Genomic DNA, 17,217 nt, shown 5'->3' on the forward strand with positions numbered 1-17,217 from the left:
TCATCCAGTCCACCTCCGTGGCCGCCGGCTGACCACACTCCTCTTGAGCGCCTGAGGGCGCGCCGCCGGGGCCACCCATGTGAAGGGTTACCCCTTGTCTCCGTCTTCTTCTCTTTCGGGCTCGGTTTCGTCGCATCCACTCGCCCCGTACGGCTGGGACGCCGGCTGGGAATCCGAGTTCGCTCCGTACGCCGAGCAGGGACTCCTGCCCGGCCGCGTCGTCCGGGTCGACCGCGGACAGTGCGACGTCGTCACGGCCGCGGGCGTTGTCCGCGCAGACACCGAGTTCGTCGTTCCCCGCGATCCGATGAAGGTCGTGTGCACGGGCGACTGGGTCGCCGTCGACCCCGACGGCGGTGATCCGCGGTACGTGCGGACGCTGCTGCCGCGCCGCACCGCCTTCGTGCGCTCCACCTCCTCCAAGCGGTCCGAGGGGCAGATCCTCGCCGCCAACGTCGACCACGCGATCGTCGCCGTGTCGCTCGCCCTCGAACTCGACCTCGGCCGCATCGAACGGTTCCTGGCCCTGGCCTGGGAGTCCGGTGCGCAGCCCGTGGTCGTGCTCACCAAGGCCGACCTCGTGCCCGACCCGGTGACCCTCGCGCACCTGGTCCGGGACGTGGAGACGGCCTCGCCCGGGGCGCCCGTGCTGAGCGTCAGCGCCCTGCACGGGGACGGCCTTGACACCCTCTTCGCACTGGTCGGCACGGGCACCTCCGTGCTGCTCGGGCAGTCCGGCGCGGGCAAGTCGACCCTCGCCAACGCCCTGGTCGGCGAGGACGTCATGGACGTACAGGCCGCCCGGGACGTGGACGGCAAGGGCCGGCACACGACCACCACCCGCAATCTGCTCGCCCTGCCCGGCGGCGGCGTGCTCATCGACACGCCGGGGCTGCGCGGCGTCGGACTCTTCGACGCCGAGACCGGGGTCGGGCAGGTCTTCGCCGAGATCGAGGAACTGGCCGCGGGGTGCCGCTTCCACGACTGCGCGCACGACACCGAGCCCGGATGCGCGGTCACGGCCGCCGTCGAGACCGGCCGGCTGCCGGCCCGCCGCCTGGACAGCTACCGCAAGCTCGTCCGCGAGAACCAGTGGATCGTCGCGAAGACCGACGCGCGGGTGCGCGCCGAGCTGCGCCGGGACTGGAAGCGCAAGGGCGCGGAGGGCAGGGCGGCGATGGAGGCCAAACGCGGACGCCTGCGGTGACCCCACGGCGCCGGCGGTGACTCCACGGCGTCGGCCCGGGTGCCGGCGCCGGCCGGCGGCGGGCTGCCGGCGGAGGGGTCGGTGGGCGGCGGGCTGCGGCTGTGGGGCGCGGCGGCGGCGGTGACTTCGTGGCGGCGGCAGCGGTGGCCTCGCGGGCGTCGGCGGTGACTCCGTGGCGGTGGCAGCGGTGGCCTTGCGGCGGTGGCCGGTGGTGGGCTTGCCGTCGGCGGAGGGGTCGGTGGGCGGTGGGCTGCGGCTGTGGGGCGCGGCGGCAGCCGTGACTCCATGGCGGCGGTGGCCGTGATCCCACGGCGGCGGCAGCCGACTCCATGGCGGCGGCAGCGGCCCCGCGGCGGTGGCAGCGTCGTGTCCGATTTCCGCCAGCCGCTGCCGTGCGCGTCGCCCACACTGGATGACGTGATGGACGAAGACACCAGGTACGAGGCCGTGCGCAGCCGGGACGCCCGGTTCGACGGGGAGTTCTTCTTCGCCGTCGAGACGACCGGGATCTACTGCCGGCCCAGCTGCCCGGCCGTCACCCCGAAGCGGCGCAACGTGCGGTTCTTCACGACCGCCGCCGCCGCGCAGGGCCGCGGCTTCCGGGCCTGCCGCCGCTGCCGCCCGGACGCCGTGCCCGGCTCCGCCGACTGGAACGTGCGCGCGGACGTCGTGGGCCGTGCCATGCGGCTGATCGGCGACGGCGTCGTGGACCGCGAGGGCGTCGCCGGGCTCGCCGACCGGCTCGGCTACAGCGCGCGACAGGTCCAGCGGCAGCTCACCGCCGAGCTGGGCGCCGGACCCGTCGCGCTCGCCCGGGCCCAGCGGGCGCACACCGCGCGCGTCCTGTTGCAGACCACCGACCTGCCGATCACCGAGATCGCGTTCGCCTCCGGGTTCGCCAGCGTGCGGCAGTTCAACGACACGATCCGGGCCGTGTACGCGGCCACCCCGAGCGGGCTGCGCGCCGCGGCGCCCCGCGGCAGGGACGTGCCGCCACGCACCACACCGGGCGCCGGGATACCGCTGCGGCTCGCCCACCGCGGGCCCTACCAGGCCGCCGCCGTCTTCGACCTGCTCGCGCGCGAGGCCGTGCCCGGGGTCGAGGAGGTGACCGGCGCCCGCGGCGACCGCGGCTACCGGCGCACGCTCCGGCTGCCGTACGGCACGGGCATCGTCGCCGTGGCGGAGCGCACCCGGTCCCCGCGGACGGGGCCCGCCGCCCACCCCGGCGGCTGGCTCGACGCCCGGCTGCACCTCACCGATCCGCGGGACCTGACCACGGCGGTGCAGCGGCTGCGCCGGCTGTTCGACCTGGACGCCGATCCGTACGCGGTCGACGAACGGCTGAGCGCCGACGCACTGCTCGCCCCGCTGGTCGCCGCCCGGCCCGGACTGCGCTCACCCGGAGCCGCCGACCCGGCCGAGTGGGCGGTGCGCGCGCTCGCCGGGCCCGCGCGGTCCGAACGGCTGGTGCAGCGGTACGGGAAGGCGCTGGACGCCCCCTGCGGCAGCCTCACCCATCTGTTCCCGGAGCCCGCCGTGCTCGCCGAGGCCGAGCCGCACGGCACCCTGGGCGCCCTGGCCGCCGCGCTGGCCGACGGCACCGTACGGCTCGATCCCGGCGCGGACCGGGACGACGCCACGCGGGCACTGCTCGCCCTGCCCGGCCTGGACCCGGCCGTCGCCGCCGCGATCCGGATCCGCGCCCTGGCCGACCCCGACGTGGCCCCGCCCGGCCTCGACATGCCGGACGGCCGGCGGCCCTGGCGCTCCTACGCCGTGCGGCACCTGGAGGCCGCACGGGACCTCGGCGAGGGGCCGGACCCGTACGCCCCACAACACCCGCATCCCGAAGGGAAGTCCACGACGGCATGACCCTGGAACCGACGTACTGGACCACCGTGGCCGCGCCCCTCGGCCCGCTCCTGCTCACCGCGGGCCCGGACGGCGCGCTCACCTCGCTCTCCGTGCCCGGCCAGAAGGGCGGCCGCGCGGTCGGCGCGGGCTGGCGGCACGACCCCGGCCCGTTCCGGGCGGCCGAGCAACAGCTCGCCGCCTATCTCGCCGGTGAACTGAAGGAGTTCCGGCTGCCGCTGCGCACGCACGGCACGGCGTTCCGGGAGCGGGTGTGGGCCGCGCTCGACTCCGTTCCCTACGGGGCGACCACGACGTACGGCGAGATCGCCGCGCGGATCGGCGCGCCGCGGGCCGCGGTGCGGGCGGTCGGCGGCGCGATCGGCGCCAACCCGCTGCTGATCGTGCGCCCCTGCCACCGGGTGATCGGCGCGGACGGCTCCCTGACGGGCTACGCCGGCGGCATCGACCGCAAGACCTGGCTGCTCACCCTGGAGGGAGCACTCGCACACCCCTGACCACATGCGCTCGGCCCGCGCCAGGTCAGCCCCCGCCCACCGCACACGCCCACCGCTCCTGCCACCCCGCACACCGACTGCCCGCACGGGCTGCCCGCGCGGGCAGCCCGTGCGTGACGGTCCGCGCGCGTCGTACGCGAACTGCCCGCGCGAAGCGCCGTGTCGGCCGCCTGCGTGCGCCGTAGGCCCGAACTGACCGCGTGCGGCGCCCGTTTCGGGCTGTCCGTTCGCTGCGTGCGCTGGGCCGAGCGGGTGTCGTCGCGGTGATGCTGCCCCCGCGCCCCTCGGCCGTGTGTCACCTTCGGCTCCTGCGGGGCATCGGGAAGGGCGGGCGCACACATGGTCAAGGCCGGGCGGGTACTCGCGGCGGCGCTGCTGGCGCTGATCGGTACGACGGGCGCGGCGGCGCAGACGGGGGCCGCGACGGCCACCGCGCCGGCCGCGGCGACGCGTACCGCGCACGCGGCGGTGTCCACGGCGGTCCGTGTCGAGGCCGTGCGGGTCAAGGACGTGCCGGGCTCCTGGACCGGCACCTGGGAGGCCGCCCCGTCGGGCACCACCGCCGCGCTGCCCGGCGCCGCCGTCCGCAACGTCGTGCACCTCAGCGTCGGCGGTCAGCTCCTGCGGATCCGCCTCAGCAACCGGCTCGGCACCGCCCCCTTGACGCTCGGCGCGGTCACCGTCGCGCTGCGCGGAGCGGCCGGCCCGGACGCCGTCCCCGGCACGATGCGCACCGTGACCTTCGGCGGCGCGCCCACCACCGTGGTCCCGGCGGGCGGCGACCTGGTCAGCGATCCGGTGCCGCTGGCCGTGCCGGCCGCCGCCGATCTGCTCGTCACGGTCCACACCCCCGCCGACGGCGGACCCGCCACCTACCACCGCACCGCCCTGCGCACCAGCTATGTCGCCCCGCGGGGCGCGGGCCGGGCGGCCGACGAGAACGGCTCGGCGTACACGGCCACCACCAGCCACTGGTACTACGTCACCGGCGTCGACGTCCTCGTGACCAACGGCGCCGGCAGCGTCGTCGCCTTCGGGGACTCACTCACCGACGGCACCGGCTCCACCCCGGACACCGACCGCCGCTGGCCCGACCGGCTCGCCGAACGCCTGAGGCCGCACCGGCTGGGCGTGCTCAACGCGGGGATCGCCGGCAACCGGCTGCTACGCGACGGCACCGGGCCGAGCGCGCTGTCCCGGCTGGACGCCGACGCCCTGTCCCGGTCGGGCGCGCGGGTCCTGATCGTCTTCGAAGGCATCAACGACATCAACGGCAGACCCGAGGCGAAGGACGTCGGCGACTTCGAGGCCGCGTACCGCGCGATCGTCTCCCGCGCGCATGCCCTCGGCATCCGGGTCGTGGGCGCCACCCTCACGCCGTACGGCGGCCACGGCGCCTTCACCGCCGCGCGCGAGGACGTACGGCAGCGGATCAATGCCTTCATCCGCACCGGCGGCGCCTTCGACGCCGTCGCCGACTTCGACGCGGCCGTCCGCGACCCGGCACAGCCCCGCCGGATCCGGCCCGCCTACGACCCCGGCGACCATCTGCACTTCAACGACGCGGGCATGCGGGCGCTGGCCGACGCCATCGACCTCGGCGTTCTTCGGTGAACCGCCCGCGGCCCCCGCGGGCGCGACCGTGCCGCGCCGGGCGCCGGTCGCGCCGTCAGCCCCAGACCACCGCGCCCAGCCAGGCGCCCATGATCAGCAGACAGGTGAACAGCTCCGTCAGCACACTGGAGCCGCCCGAGCGCATCGTCGTGCGCAGCGCGGCCACCGCCTCGCCGCGGCGGCCCAGGTGCAGCCGCTCATGCAGATAGATCCCGGCCAGGAAACCGGGTATCGCCCCGACCACGGGCAGCAGGAAGAAACCGAGGAACGCCCCAAGACCGGCGTACGCCCCCGCCCGCGGAGCCGCACCGCTCGCCCGCAGCCGCCGCGGCGGCAGCGCCCAGCGCACCACCTGGGACAGCAACAGCACGCCGGTGGCGCCCACCAGGACACCCCAGGCGACCGGCTGCGGATCCTGCAGCGCCCACCACAGCACCGCGGCCCACACCAGCCACGAACCCGGCACCCCGGGCACCAGCACCCCGCACAGGCCGAGCGCCATCACCACGCCGACCAGCAGGAGTCCCCACACTCCCATCTGCCCAGCGTGCCGTAACGCGACCGGTCGCGCAGGGCAGGTACGCGTCACTCCTGGGCGTCCCTGGCCACCCAGCCGCGCTCGTAGGCGTGCCAGCCCAGTTGCAGCCGGGTCGTCACCCCGGTCAGCTCCATCAGCCGCTTCACCCGCCGCTGCACGGTCCGCAGGCCCAGGTCGAGCTGCTTGGCGACGCTCGCGTCGGTCAGCCCGGCGAGCAGCAGCGACAGCACCTCCAGATCGGTGCCGTCGGGCCCGTCCGGCCGCTGCTCGCGCACGCCCTGCGCGCCCAGCCTGAGCGGCAGCGCCTGGTGCCACACCGACTCGAACAGGCCGCACAGCAGCTCCAGCAGACCGCTGGCGTGCACGACGAGCGCGGCCGGTTCCGCGCTGTGCGAGGTGAGCGGCACCATGGCCAACGAGCGGTCGGCCACCACCAGCTTGGTCGGCACCTCGTCCAGCACCCGCACCTGCTCGTCCCGGCCCAGGGCCGCCGTCAGCTCGGTGATCCCGTCGGGCAGGTCCAGCACCGCACGCTCCACCACCACCCGGTAGCGGACGCCGCGTCCGACGGCCTGCTCCTCGGCGTCGTTCTCCGCGCCGGAGACGACCATCGGGGTGCCGGTGACCAGCGCACAGACCTCGTCGCTCGCGGCCAGTTGCATCTGCAGGAAGCGCTGGGCGACCGCGGCGGCGCCGGTCACCACCTCGACCAGGTCGTGCACGGCGGGCTCGGCCGCCGCCGCCCGGTACTCCTCGGCGAGCAGGGCCGCCGCCAGCTCGGCCTTCTCCAGTTCGTGCCGCTGCTGGGTGAGCAGCGCGCCCAGCGCGACGCCCGGCGGCGCCGCCACCCAGCGGCCCGGACGGGCCGACGACTGGGCCGCGAGGCCGTGCCGCTCCAGTCGGCGCAGGGCGCGCTCGGTGTCGTGCTCGGCCAGCATCAGCCGGCGCGCCAGATCGGGCACGTCGGCGGCGCCCACGGACACCAGTGCCCGGTACGCCGTCTCGTGCGTCTCGTCCAGCCCTATCGCTGCCAGCATCAGCCCTCGTCCCTCCCCGGCGACACGACCACACCTCGCGGCGGGTGTGGCGGAAACCGGCCACGGCGCAAACCCGCCTCGGCACATCATCGCCACACCAGCGGTCACTCTGCCATGGTGGCCGCACCGCGAAGTCGATCATCTGCTGTTCGGCCGCGCAGACGGTGGTCCGCGACCGGGTCACCGGTATGTCGCCGGGCGGTTCTCCCGTGGGGGGTGGAGCCGCCCGGCGACGGGCGTCGGCGTACCGCCCGCACCGTCTACCGCCCCTTTCCCGTACGGCAGTTCAGCGCCTTGCCCGCACACCGGTCGAGGCCGTGGGTGTGCCGCTTTTTCCCGATGTCCCGTTGTCCCGGGGCCCGCGCGGTGGACAATCAGGGGCATGAGCCAGCAGGGGGGCGGGCCCGCCCGAGACGCGGACGACTGGTGGGGCCGGCTGTACGACGACTCCACCGAGGACACGGGTCCCGTACCCGCGACCGATTCACTGGACGACCGCTTCGCCTCGGCCTCGCACACGCTCGGCCCGGGCGCGCCGAGCCCACGGGCCGCGGAGGCCACCACGAACCGGAACACGTCCCGGTCCTGGCCCGAGTCCTGGCCCGGGGCATGGCCCGGGTCCGGGCCTGAGGAAGCGCCGGGCACGCCGGAGCCCGGGCCGGGCTCCGGCGGCCGGGCGGAGGAACGGTGCGCACCAGCGGCCGACGCGGGCCCGGACGACCGTCCTGGGGGAGAGGACGCGGTTCCGGGCGAGGACGCGGTGGCGGGACGGGGTGCGGTTCCGGGTGAGGTCCCGGTGGCGGGCGAGGACGCGGTTTCGGGTGAGGGCGCGATACCGGGCAAGGACGTGATTCCCGGGCAGGGCGTGGTTTCGGGTGAGGGCGCGGTACCGGGGCAGGCGGCGGTGGCGGGTGAGGGCGCGATACCGGTACGGGGTGCGGTTCCGGGTGAGGTCGCGGTGGCGGGCGAGGCCGCGGTACCGGGACAGGGCGCCGTTTCGGGTGAGGACGTGATACCGGGCGAGGGCGCGGTGCCGGGGCAGGGCGCCGTTGCGGGCGAGGTCGCGGTGGCGGGCGAGGGCCCGGTGCTGGGGCAGGGCGCCGTTGCGGGTGAGGACGTGATACCGGGGCAGGGCGCCGTTGCTGGTGAGGGCGAGGTACCGGGGCAGGCGGCGGTGCCGGGTGAGAGTGCGGTACCGGGACGGGGCGCGGTGTCGGGGCAGGGTGAGGGCGCGGTTGTGGTGGGGCGTGCCTCCGGCCCGCCGGACGGCGGCCCGGTCCGGCCGCGGCCCGGAGCCCCCTGGGAGCCACCCGGCCCGGTGCGGTCCGGAGCCCCCGGGGAGCCACCACCCGCGGACCCGCCGCCTTGGCCGGCCCCCGGGGAGCCGCCATCCGCGGACCCGCCGCCTTGGCCGGCCGGCCCCGAGGAGCGCGTGTCCGAGGACGATCCCGCCGCGCCGCGGCCGGCCTCCACGGGCCCGGCGGAACCGGCGGCCCCGACGCACTGGGCACGGGGCGAAAGCGCCCCGCGGGCGGGAGTCCTCGGCGGGACGGGCCCCGCCGCCGACGGCCCGCGGGAGCGGACGGGCCCGGACAGCCGGCACGCCGTACCGGAGTACGAGGGCATCGCGCAGGATGCCGCGGCCGACCCCGGTGCCGCCCCGTGGGCGGACGCGGCGGGCGCTGAGGCACGGGACGTCGCGTACGTCGGGTCCGGGCCGCCCACCTATGACGCCGAGCCGACCGCCCTGCCGCTCGCCGACCCCGACGGCCTCGACGAGTTGGTCGCGGACACCGTGCTCGACGGTGCCCGGTACGGGGTGTGCACCCTGCGGGCCGCGTCCGTGCGGGGCGACTCCGCGCGCTACCGGGGCGAACCGCGCCGCGACGCGCTGCTCACCGCGCGGTTCGGCACCGGCGAACAGGCGCTGATCCTCGTCGCGATGGCGACCGGCGCCCGGGCCACCCCGGGCGCCCACCGCGCCGCGGCCGAGGCATGCCAGTGGATCGGCCGGGCCGTGGGCCGCAGCCATCAGCGGCTGGTCGAGGACATCCACGCGGCCCGCCGCGGCGACCTGAAGTCAGGACTGCACCGGCTCACCGACCGCAGCCTGGGCAGGCTCCGCGCCAGCGCCGCCGAGCAGGGCATCGACCCGGAGGAGTACGCGGCCACTCTGCGCTGCCTGCTGCTGCCGGCCCGCCCTGACTGCCGTACGCGCGTCTTCTTCGGCATCGGCGAGGGCGGCCTGTTCCGGCTCAGGGACGGCGCATGGCAGGACATCGAGCCGCAGGTCAGCGCCGCCGACACCACCGGTGACGCGGTGCTCGGCTTCGGGTCGCCGCCCGCCGAGACCCCCGACGGCGACCGGCTCACGATGGACCTGGGGATCCCGACGCCGCCCAGCCCCTACGAGCCCGCCCCCGAGCCGCCCCGCGAACCCTTCCGCTTCCGGGCCTCCGTCGCCCGCCCGGGTGACGCGCTGCTGATGTGCAGCGGCGGCCTGGCAGAACCGCTGCGCGGCGAGCCCGCCCTCTGCGCCTATCTGGCCCGGCGCTGGTCCGGCGGCAGCCCGCCCGGCCTGGCCGCGTTCCTCGCCGACACCCAGGTGCGGGTCAAGGGGTACGCGGACGACCGTACGGTCGCCGCCGTTTGGGAGGCGTGAGAGCGGCCCCTGTGACTTCATGGAACTGCGAGCCGACCGTCTCATCCCCCGGGACCGGAGGGGTACTCGAAAGCCATGGCCAAACAGAACGTCGCAGAACAGTTCGTGGACATCCTCGCCCGCGCCGGAGTGCGCCGCCTCTACGGCGTCGTCGGCGACAGCCTCAACCCCGTGGTGGACGCCGTGCGCCGCAACGCGGCCATCGACTGGATCCACGTACGGCACGAGGAGAGCGCCGCCTTCGCCGCCGGCGCGGAGGCCCAGATCACCGGGAAGCTGGCCGCGTGCGCCGGCTCCTGCGGCCCCGGCAACCTGCACCTGATCAACGGCCTGTACGACGCCCACCGCTCCATGGCGCCGGTGCTCGCCCTCGCCTCGCACATCCCGTCCAGCGAGATCGGCCTCGGCTACTTCCAGGAGACACACCCCGACCAGTTGTTCCGCGAGTGCAGCCACTACAGCGAGCTGATCTCCACCCCGAAGCAGATGCCCCGGCTGCTGCAGACCGCGATCCAGCACGCGGTGGGGCAGCGGGGCGTCAGCGTGGTGTCCCTGCCGGGTGACATCGCCGCCGAGCCCGCGCCGGAGCGGGCCGCCGAGCTGGCCCTGGTGACCTCCCGGCCCTCCGTGCGGCCGGGCGACGCCGAGGTCGACGCGCTGGTCCGGATGATCGACGAGGCCGACAAGGTGACCCTGTTCTGCGGCAGCGGCACCGCGGACGCGCACGCCGAGGTCATGGAGTTCGCCGGGAAGATCAAGTCCCCGGTCGGCCACGCGCTGCGCGGCAAGGAGTTCATTCAGTACGACAATCCGTACGACGTCGGCATGAGCGGCCTGCTCGGCTACGGCGCCGCCTACGAGGCCACCCACGAGTGCGATCTGCTGATCCTGCTCGGCACCGACTTCCCGTACAACGCCTTCCTGCCCGACGACGTACGGATCGTGCAGATCGACGTGCGCCCGGAGGTGCTGGGCCGCCGCTCCCGGCTCGACCTGGCCGTATGGGGCGATGTGCGCGAGACCCTGCGCTGTCTGGTGCCGCGGGTGCGCACGAAGGAGAACCGGCGCTTCCTCGACCGGATGCTGAAGAAGCACGCGGACGCGCTGGAGGGTGTGGTCAAGGCGTACACCAGGAAGGTCGACAAACACATCCCGATCCACCCCGAGTACGTGGCCGCGGTGCTCGACGAAGTCGCCGACGAGGACGCCGTGTTCACGGTCGACACCGGGATGTGCAACGTCTGGGCGGCCCGCTACATCTCACCCAACGGCCGCCGCCGCGTCATCGGTTCCTTCTCGCACGGCTCGATGGCGAACGCGCTGCCCATGGCGATCGGGGCGCAGTTCACCGACCGCCGGCGCCAGGTCGTGTCGATGTCGGGCGACGGTGGATTCGCCATGCTGATGGGCGACTTCCTGACCCTCGTCCAGTACGACCTGCCGGTGAAGGTCGTCCTGTTCAACAACTCCGCGCTGAGCATGGTGGAGTTGGAGATGCTGGTGGCGGGGCTGCCCTCGTACGGCACCACCAACACCAACCCCGACTTCGCCGCCGTGGCCCGCGCCTGCGGTGCCCTCGGGCTGCGGGTGGAGAAACCGAAGCAGCTGGCCGGCGCGCTGCGGGACGCCTTCGCGCACCGGGGCCCGGCCCTGGTCGACATCGTCACCGACCCCAACGCGCTGTCCATTCCGCCGAAGATCAGCGGCGACATGGTCACCGGCTTCGCCCTGTCCGCCTCGAAGATGGTGCTGGACGGCGGTGTGGGCCGCATGGTCCAGATGGCCCGCTCGAACCTGCGCAACATTCCCCGGCCCTGACCGAACGGGCGGCGGGGCGATGGATTCCGGCCAGATTCACGTGCACTGACAGAGCGTCAGCGCCCGGCGCGGGGCGTCCCGGCTCATCCTGTCGTGGCGTTCGTGGCGTCCTACCGCTCTCTTGGTGGCCGGATCACGGTGTCCATGGCGTCCGGGCCGCCGTGACGGCGCCGTATCGCCATGGCCGAACCGCTGGTCGTCGGCGGTCGGACAGGACTGGCCCAGGGCTCATGGGGCATGGATCTCCGTGAACGTGTTCGACCAGGAGGGGCAACGGCGACGGCGTGCGGGCGGGGGACATGAGAAAGCAGGCACGAGGGGGCGGCCCCGTGGTCATCAGGGGCTCCTCGGCGAAGACGACGAGAGAAGGCACCGACGACGGCACGGACCGTACGCACGCGCCGCAACTGCGACGCAGGCTCGGCCGGGCGAACCTGCGGGCCGTGCCCGAGGCACGCAGGGAACTGCGGGAACTCCTGCGGCACTGGGGGAAACCGGGCCGCTCCGAGATAGCGGAACTCCTCACCAGCGAACTGGTCACCAACGCACTCGTGCACACCGACCGGGACGCCGTCCTGACGGCCGTCGTCGGTCCCCGCGGACTGCGGGTGGAGGTACGGGACTTCGTGGCCCGCAGGCCGGTGCTGCGGGCGCCGTCCGCGGACGAGGGCACACACGGCCGGGGCCTGCTCCTGGTCCAGTCCCTCGCCGACGCCTGGGGCGTGAGACCACACGGCGTGGGCAAATCGGTCTGGTTCGAACTCAACGCGGAAGCCGCCTGAACGGCCGGCACCAGCGAGCGAGGCGGGGTGCGAGCGGGGTGGGGCGTGAAAACGGGGCGGGGGCGTGATCCTTGTGGTCACGCCCCCGCCCCGTGGGGTCCGGGCCCGGTCGGGCCGGTCCCGGCCGAGTTCTAGCCGAACTGCTGTTCAAGATCCTTGAGCTTGCGCTCCAGGGAGTCGAGGCGCGGCAGCGCCATGGTGTCGTCCTCCGCGGTCAGGTCGACGGTGATCGGGTCAGCTCCTTTGCGGACCGGCTGAAGGGAGGGCCGAGAGCGTACGGGCAGTTCCGGCGCCGCTATGGCAGGCTCCGCGGAAACCTGTGCGGAGCCACGCTCCACGGCCTGCACCTCGACCTGCCGGCCGCCCCGCCCGATGAAGCCACGGGTCCCGCGGCTGAGGGCCTTCAGCTGGGCCCGCTCCATGCGCTGCTGCTCGCGCCTGCGCAGCCGCGCCTCTTCCTTCTGCCGCTTGTCCTCGCGGACCTCCTCGACCGCCTCGTCCAGGCTGCGCACGTTCTCCAGCAGCATCAGGGACCAGGCCCTGTAGGTCTCGCGGGGCGCGCGCAGCCAGCGGACGATGCGGATCTGCGGCAGCGGACGCGGCACCAGGCCCTGCTCGCGCAGGGCGGCCCGGCGGGTCTGCTTCAGCGCCCGGTCGAACAGCACGGCCGCGGAGAGGGACATGCCCGCGAAGAAGTGCGGGGCGCCGTCGTGGCTCAGGCCCCTGGGCGCGTGCACCCAGTTGAACCAGGCAGCGGCGCCCGCGAACGTCCACACGAGGATCCGGGAGCCGAGGGCCGCGTCGCCGTGGCTGGCCTCGCGCACCGCGAGGACGGAACAGAACATGGCCGCGCCGTCCAGGCCGAACGGCACCAGGTACTGCCAGCCGTTGGACAGGCCCAGGTTCTGCTCACCGAAGCCGACCAGACCCTTGAAGGAAAGCGCGGCCGCGACCGCCGCACAGCAGAAGAGGAGTACGTAGGAAGCCGTACCGTAGATGGCCTCCTTGCGCCTGCGCCGCTCCTCGCTCCGTTCCCACGAGTCCTCGGTCTTCGCGTGCTCCCCGGACCGCTTGCTGCGCGCGAGCACCGCCACCGCTGCCAGGATGCCCAGGAGCAGTACGGCGCCCGGAAGCAGCCAGTTCAGCGATATGTCGGTCAGTCTCATCTGGGGTCCCTTGCATTGGGATAGGGCGTAACGCCCGCCATAGTGGCCCAATTCCACCGGCCCTCAGGGGGTTTCGGGGCAAGAGGCCGCCAAGGAGGTGCAAGGGGATGCCCATGGCAGCGTTCTGCTCGAACTGCCGCTTGAGGGGCGGGAGTTGAGTTCGAGTAAGACTACCCGTACGGATGGTTCTACGGAAAGTTCCCGCGACAAGTGAGGAAGTTGTGAATGAGGTACCCCCGTACGGGTGTCCTGGTTGTGGATGATCTTAGTGGACGCCGGGGGATGCCTCGTCCCGCTCTGCCGCGAGAGATGACCTTGCCTTGCCTTGTCCGTTCGGAATTTGAACTGTCGCGTCATGCGCCTAAGGTGCTTGACGGACAGGTAACAAGTCGCCGTAATGACCCCAAGTGCCGACAACCCGGAGGAGGACCCGTGAGGCACGGTGTGCACGACTCCACCGGGACCGGGATCCCGGAGCTGCGGGCCGCGGCGGCCCGGGTGCCGGCCCAGGCCCAGCCCGCGGACCGCGGCCGGCAGCGGGGTGCGGCGCCGCCGGGCGTACGCGGTGAGCACACGCACGGTGAGCCGCCGATTCCGCAGCCGCGGCCCGTGCAGCGGGCGTCGGTGCGCGGGCAGATCCTGGACGCGCTGCGCACCGCGCTGGTCACGGGCGAGCTGACGCCCGGCGAGGTGTACTCGGCGCCGGCGCTCGGGGAGCGGTTCGGGGTGTCGGCGACGCCCGTGCGGGAGGCCATGCAGCAGCTCGCGCTCGAAGGCGCGGTCGAGGTCGTGCCGAACCGCGGGTTCCGGGTGGTCGAGCGGGGCGCGCGGGAGCTGGCCGAGCTGGCGGAGGTCCGGGCGCTGATCGAGGTGCCGGTGGTGCTGCGGCTGGCCCGCACGGTGCCGGCCGAACGCTGGGCCGAGCTGTGGCCGCTGGCCGAGGACACCGTCCGTGCCGCGTCCTGTGGGTGCCGGGCGACGTACGCCGAGTCGGACCGGGTCTTCCACCGGGCGGTGCTGTCCCTGTCCGGCAACGAGCAGCTGGTGCAGATCGCGGAGGACCTGCACCGGCGGTCCCAGTGGCCGCCGGTCGGCGGCCCGGCCCGACGCCAGCGGGCCGACCTGCTCGCGGACGCGGCCCAGCACACGGCCCTCCTGGAGGCCCTGATCGCCCACGACCTGCCCACAGCCCAAACCCTCACGACAGCCCACTTCACCCCCACCACCTGACCCCCGCCACGACGCCGGTCCGGCACGCGGCATCGGCGACCGGCCCGCTCCGGCCCGGCCCGGCCGCGCACCGCCAGGGCCGCGCCGGCGTGTAGCCGCAGGTGGGGTGGTCAGGTTGTGGCTGGGTCTGGGGTGGGCGGGGTGAGGTGCTGGGCCAGCCAGGTGGGTACGCCGCCGAGGAGGCGGAACAGCCGGCGGGCCTCCTCGCGCAGGCGGGACGCCTCCGGCTCGGACTCGGTCTCGGCGAGCGAGGCCAGGGCCGGCGCCGTACCGACCAGATAGCCCAGCTCCTCCCGGATGCGCAGGGATTCGGTGAAGCCGTGGCGCGCCTCGGCCACCTCGCCGTCCCGCAGGGCGAGCCCCGCGAGGTGCCGCCAGGTGAAGGACAGGAGCAGCGGGTCCGCGTGCGCGGCGGCGCTCGCGTGCGCGCGGCGGTACGCGGCCCGGGCCGCCTGCGGGGAGCGGGCCAGGTTCTCGGCCAGCAGCCCCCGGCGGAAGTCCAGCAGCGCCCGGCCGGGCGCCCCGGGCGGGATCAGCGCCGCCGCACGCCCCAGCGCGGCCCGCGCCTCGTCCGCCCGGTCCCGCACCCCGTGCAGCGTGGCCGCGTAGGCGAGCTGGCCGCGCTCGCAGGCCGCCGCGCCGCGCTCCTCGTCGCTCTGGGCCACCGCCTCCGCCGTACGCAGCGCGTCCTCCGCCTCGGCCCAGCCCCGCTCGGTGTACAGACAGCGCTCGACCAGCAGCCCGGCCCGCTGGAGCGCGGCCGGCGCGGTGTCCGGCCGGAGCAGCGCCGCCGCGTCGGCCCAGCAGGCCCGCGAGCGCAATCGCCATACCGCGGTCTGGAGCGGATCGTCACCGGCGGTCGTTCCGTTACCAGACATGGCGGAATGCGCCACGTTGCCCTCCCCGAGCGCGCCGTCGAGCTGTTGAGTGGTGGCGGCATTCCAGCACCCTTTGCGGGGCCGGGCCAAGAGGCTGGGTGAAGGATTTCACAAAGTCGTGGGACGGGGCGTCACCCGCAGTCCACCCGGCGCACGCCCGCGTGACCTCAGCTCATGCGCAGCGCCAGGAAGAAATCGAGCTTGTCCTCAAGCCGCGACAGGTCCCGTCCCGTCAACTGCTCGATCCGGCCCACCCGGTACCGCAGCGTGTTGACGTGCAGATGGAGCCGGGCGGCGCAGCGGGTCCAGGAGCCGTCGCAGTCCAGGAACGCCTCCAGCGTCGGGATCAGCTCGGCCCGGTGCCTGCGGTCGTAGTCGCGCAGCGGGTCCAGGAGCCGTGCGGTGAAGGCCCGCCGGACGTCGTCCGGCACGAACGGCAGCAGCAGCACGTGCGAGGCCAGCTCCTGGTGGCCCGCCGCGCACACCCGCCCGGGGCGTGCCGCGGCCACCCGGCGGGCGTGCCGTGCCTCCTCCAGCGCCCCGTGCAGCCCCTCCGCCGAGTGCACCGCCGCGCTGACGCCGAGGGTGACCCGGCCGTCGTCGTCCAGACCGGCCGTCAGCGGGTCGCGTACGGACGCGAGGAGCGCGTCGGCGAGCACCCCGGTCTCCGAGCCGTCGTGCTCGGCGGAGACGGCGGGCAGCGGGACCAGCGCGACCGCCTCGTCGCCGGTGTGTGCGACGGCGATGCGGTCGGCGGGCTCGGGCCCGGTGGCGAGCGGGTCGACCAGGATCTCCTCCAGCAGCGACTGGGCGACCGGGCCGCCACCCGCCCGGTGCCCGCCGGAGCCCTCGGCCGTCCTGTCCGCGGGCCCGTCCTCCCACTCGACCCGGGCCACCACCACCTGCCAGTGCGGGGCCGCGCCGAGCCCGGGCAGCAGCACCGGCGCGGCCACCCGCAGCCGCGCGGCGATCTCGGCGGGCGCCGCACCGGCCTGCACCAGCTCAAGGACCTCCTGCGCGAGCCGGCGCCGCACCGTGCGCGCCGCGTCCCGCCGGTCCCGTTCCACCGCGATCAGCTGGGTGACGCCCCGGAGCAGTTCGAGCCGTTCCTCGGGCCAGTCACCGGCGTCGGCCTCGACGGCGAGCAGCCAGTCCGAGAGCGCCGTAACGCGCGTATCCCGGGCCGCCTGCGGGGAGCGGCCGGCGGAGCGGACCGGGAAGAGGGAGTACGTCGCGTGGCCGAGGACGATCCGGTGCGGCCCGCGGCGGCCGGTGCGGACGGCCGCCAGGTGCTCGGCGGCCAGCCGGGCGCCCGCCCCGGCCGGCAGGTCCGCCCCGGCGGCCTTGGGACCCGCGATGAGCCGGCCCGTGGGGGACAGCACCCAGGCCCGCAGGTCCAGGTCGCTGCCGAGCAGGTCGAGGACCACGTCCGGGCCGCCGCCCGCCGGGCCCGCGGACATCATCCGCCGGTGCCGGTCCACGACGGCCGCGAGATCACCGGCGCGCTCGCCGGACACCTGACGCACGACGTGCTCGGTGATCGTCGCGAACGCCACCGACTCGTGCACCGCGAACAGCGGCAGCCGGTGCCGCGCGCAGGCCAGCACCAGATCGTCCGGGACGGTGCCCAGCTCGGCCTCGCCCGCGGCCAGCGCGGCGACCCCGGCCCGCACCAGGATCCGTACGAACCGCTCGGAGTCGGTGGTGTCCCGGCGCCAGGCCAGCCCCGTCAGCACCAGCTCACCGCCCGAGAGATAGCGGCTGGGGTCGCGCAGGTCGGTGGTCATCACGCCCCGCACGGTCCGGTCCAGCTCGTCCGCGCCGCCGAGCAGCCGCAGGCCCAGCGCATCGGTGTCCAGCAGTGCGCGCAGCCGCATGTCGTCCCGCCGTTCTGTGTCTCGAAACCAACGATG

13 protein-coding genes are annotated in these 17,217 nt (G+C 74.8%); 8 read left to right on the forward strand and 5 right to left on the reverse strand.

Features of this window, described 5'->3' with window-relative positions; all coding sequences use genetic code 11:
* Positions 1–94 precede the first annotated feature (94 nt).
* From rsgA to AC27LF_RS35680, 4 genes are all read left to right on the forward strand, one after another.
* Complete coding sequence (gene rsgA, locus AC27LF_RS35665) at positions 95–1,207, forward strand: ribosome small subunit-dependent GTPase A (protein WP_479660468.1); 1,113 nt, start codon at positions 95–97, stop codon at positions 1,205–1,207.
* Positions 1,208–1,627: 420 nt separating this feature from the next.
* Positions 1,628–3,082: a bifunctional transcriptional activator/DNA repair enzyme AdaA gene (locus tag AC27LF_RS35670; protein WP_479660487.1), complete on the forward strand. Its 1,455-nt coding sequence runs from the start codon at positions 1,628–1,630 to the stop codon at positions 3,080–3,082.
* Positions 3,079–3,579 carry a methylated-DNA--[protein]-cysteine S-methyltransferase gene (locus tag AC27LF_RS35675; protein WP_479660467.1) on the forward strand — a complete coding sequence of 167 codons (501 nt, stop codon included), beginning with the start codon at positions 3,079–3,081 and terminating at the stop codon, positions 3,577–3,579. The genes AC27LF_RS35670 and AC27LF_RS35675 overlap by 4 nt, the downstream gene beginning before the upstream one ends.
* Before the next feature lie 339 nt (positions 3,580–3,918).
* On the forward strand, positions 3,919–5,193 hold the full coding sequence (locus AC27LF_RS35680) for an SGNH/GDSL hydrolase family protein (RefSeq protein ID WP_479660466.1): 1,275 nt from the start codon (positions 3,919–3,921) through the stop codon (positions 5,191–5,193).
* 55 nt (positions 5,194–5,248) lie between these two features.
* Here AC27LF_RS35680 and AC27LF_RS35685 read toward each other — a convergent pair whose 3' ends face one another.
* Both AC27LF_RS35685 and AC27LF_RS35690 read right to left on the reverse strand, forming a co-directional pair.
* The gene (locus tag AC27LF_RS35685) at positions 5,249–5,731 is read right to left on the reverse strand and encodes a DUF456 domain-containing protein (RefSeq protein WP_479660465.1); all 483 of its coding nucleotides are present in this window, start codon (positions 5,729–5,731) and stop codon (positions 5,249–5,251) included.
* Between the two features lie 47 nt (positions 5,732–5,778).
* Entirely contained in the window at positions 5,779–6,768 is a 990-nt protein-coding gene (locus AC27LF_RS35690; RefSeq protein ID WP_479660464.1) for a helix-turn-helix domain-containing protein, read from the reverse strand.
* 382 nt (positions 6,769–7,150) lie between these two features.
* Between AC27LF_RS35690 and AC27LF_RS35695 the strand changes: the two genes are divergently transcribed.
* The 3 genes from AC27LF_RS35695 (at position 7,151) to AC27LF_RS35705 (ending at position 12,030) form a co-directional block, all read left to right on the forward strand.
* Positions 7,151–9,430: a protein phosphatase 2C domain-containing protein gene (locus AC27LF_RS35695; RefSeq protein ID WP_479660463.1), complete on the forward strand. Its 2,280-nt coding sequence runs from the start codon at positions 7,151–7,153 to the stop codon at positions 9,428–9,430.
* 75 nt (positions 9,431–9,505) lie between these two features.
* Positions 9,506–11,248, forward strand: coding sequence for a pyruvate dehydrogenase (locus AC27LF_RS35700; protein WP_479660462.1), 1,743 nt, complete (start codon positions 9,506–9,508; stop codon positions 11,246–11,248).
* A 329-nt stretch (positions 11,249–11,577) separates the two neighbouring features.
* A complete protein-coding gene (locus AC27LF_RS35705; RefSeq protein WP_479660461.1) occupies positions 11,578–12,030 on the forward strand; it encodes an ATP-binding protein in 453 nt (150 codons plus the stop codon).
* Between the two features lie 131 nt (positions 12,031–12,161).
* On the opposite strand, the gene AC27LF_RS35710 is transcribed toward AC27LF_RS35705, so the two are convergent.
* Positions 12,162–13,196, reverse strand: a complete 1,035-nt coding sequence (locus AC27LF_RS35710) for a DUF2637 domain-containing protein (protein ID WP_479660460.1) — start codon at positions 13,194–13,196, stop codon at positions 12,162–12,164.
* A gap of 432 nt (positions 13,197–13,628) precedes the next feature.
* Between AC27LF_RS35710 and AC27LF_RS35715 the strand changes: the two genes are divergently transcribed.
* Positions 13,629–14,426: a GntR family transcriptional regulator gene (locus tag AC27LF_RS35715; protein ID WP_479660459.1), complete on the forward strand. Its 798-nt coding sequence runs from the start codon at positions 13,629–13,631 to the stop codon at positions 14,424–14,426.
* 110 nt (positions 14,427–14,536) lie between these two features.
* On the opposite strand, the gene AC27LF_RS35720 is transcribed toward AC27LF_RS35715, so the two are convergent.
* Both AC27LF_RS35720 and AC27LF_RS35725 read right to left on the reverse strand, forming a co-directional pair.
* A complete protein-coding gene (locus AC27LF_RS35720; RefSeq protein WP_479660458.1) occupies positions 14,537–15,304 on the reverse strand; it encodes a hypothetical protein in 768 nt (255 codons plus the stop codon).
* Between the two features lie 167 nt (positions 15,305–15,471).
* Positions 15,472–17,181, reverse strand: a complete 1,710-nt coding sequence (locus AC27LF_RS35725) for a PucR family transcriptional regulator ligand-binding domain-containing protein (protein WP_479660457.1) — start codon at positions 17,179–17,181, stop codon at positions 15,472–15,474.
* Positions 17,182–17,217: the final 36 nt, after the last annotated feature.

The organism is Streptomyces diversicolor (assembly GCF_057537855.1).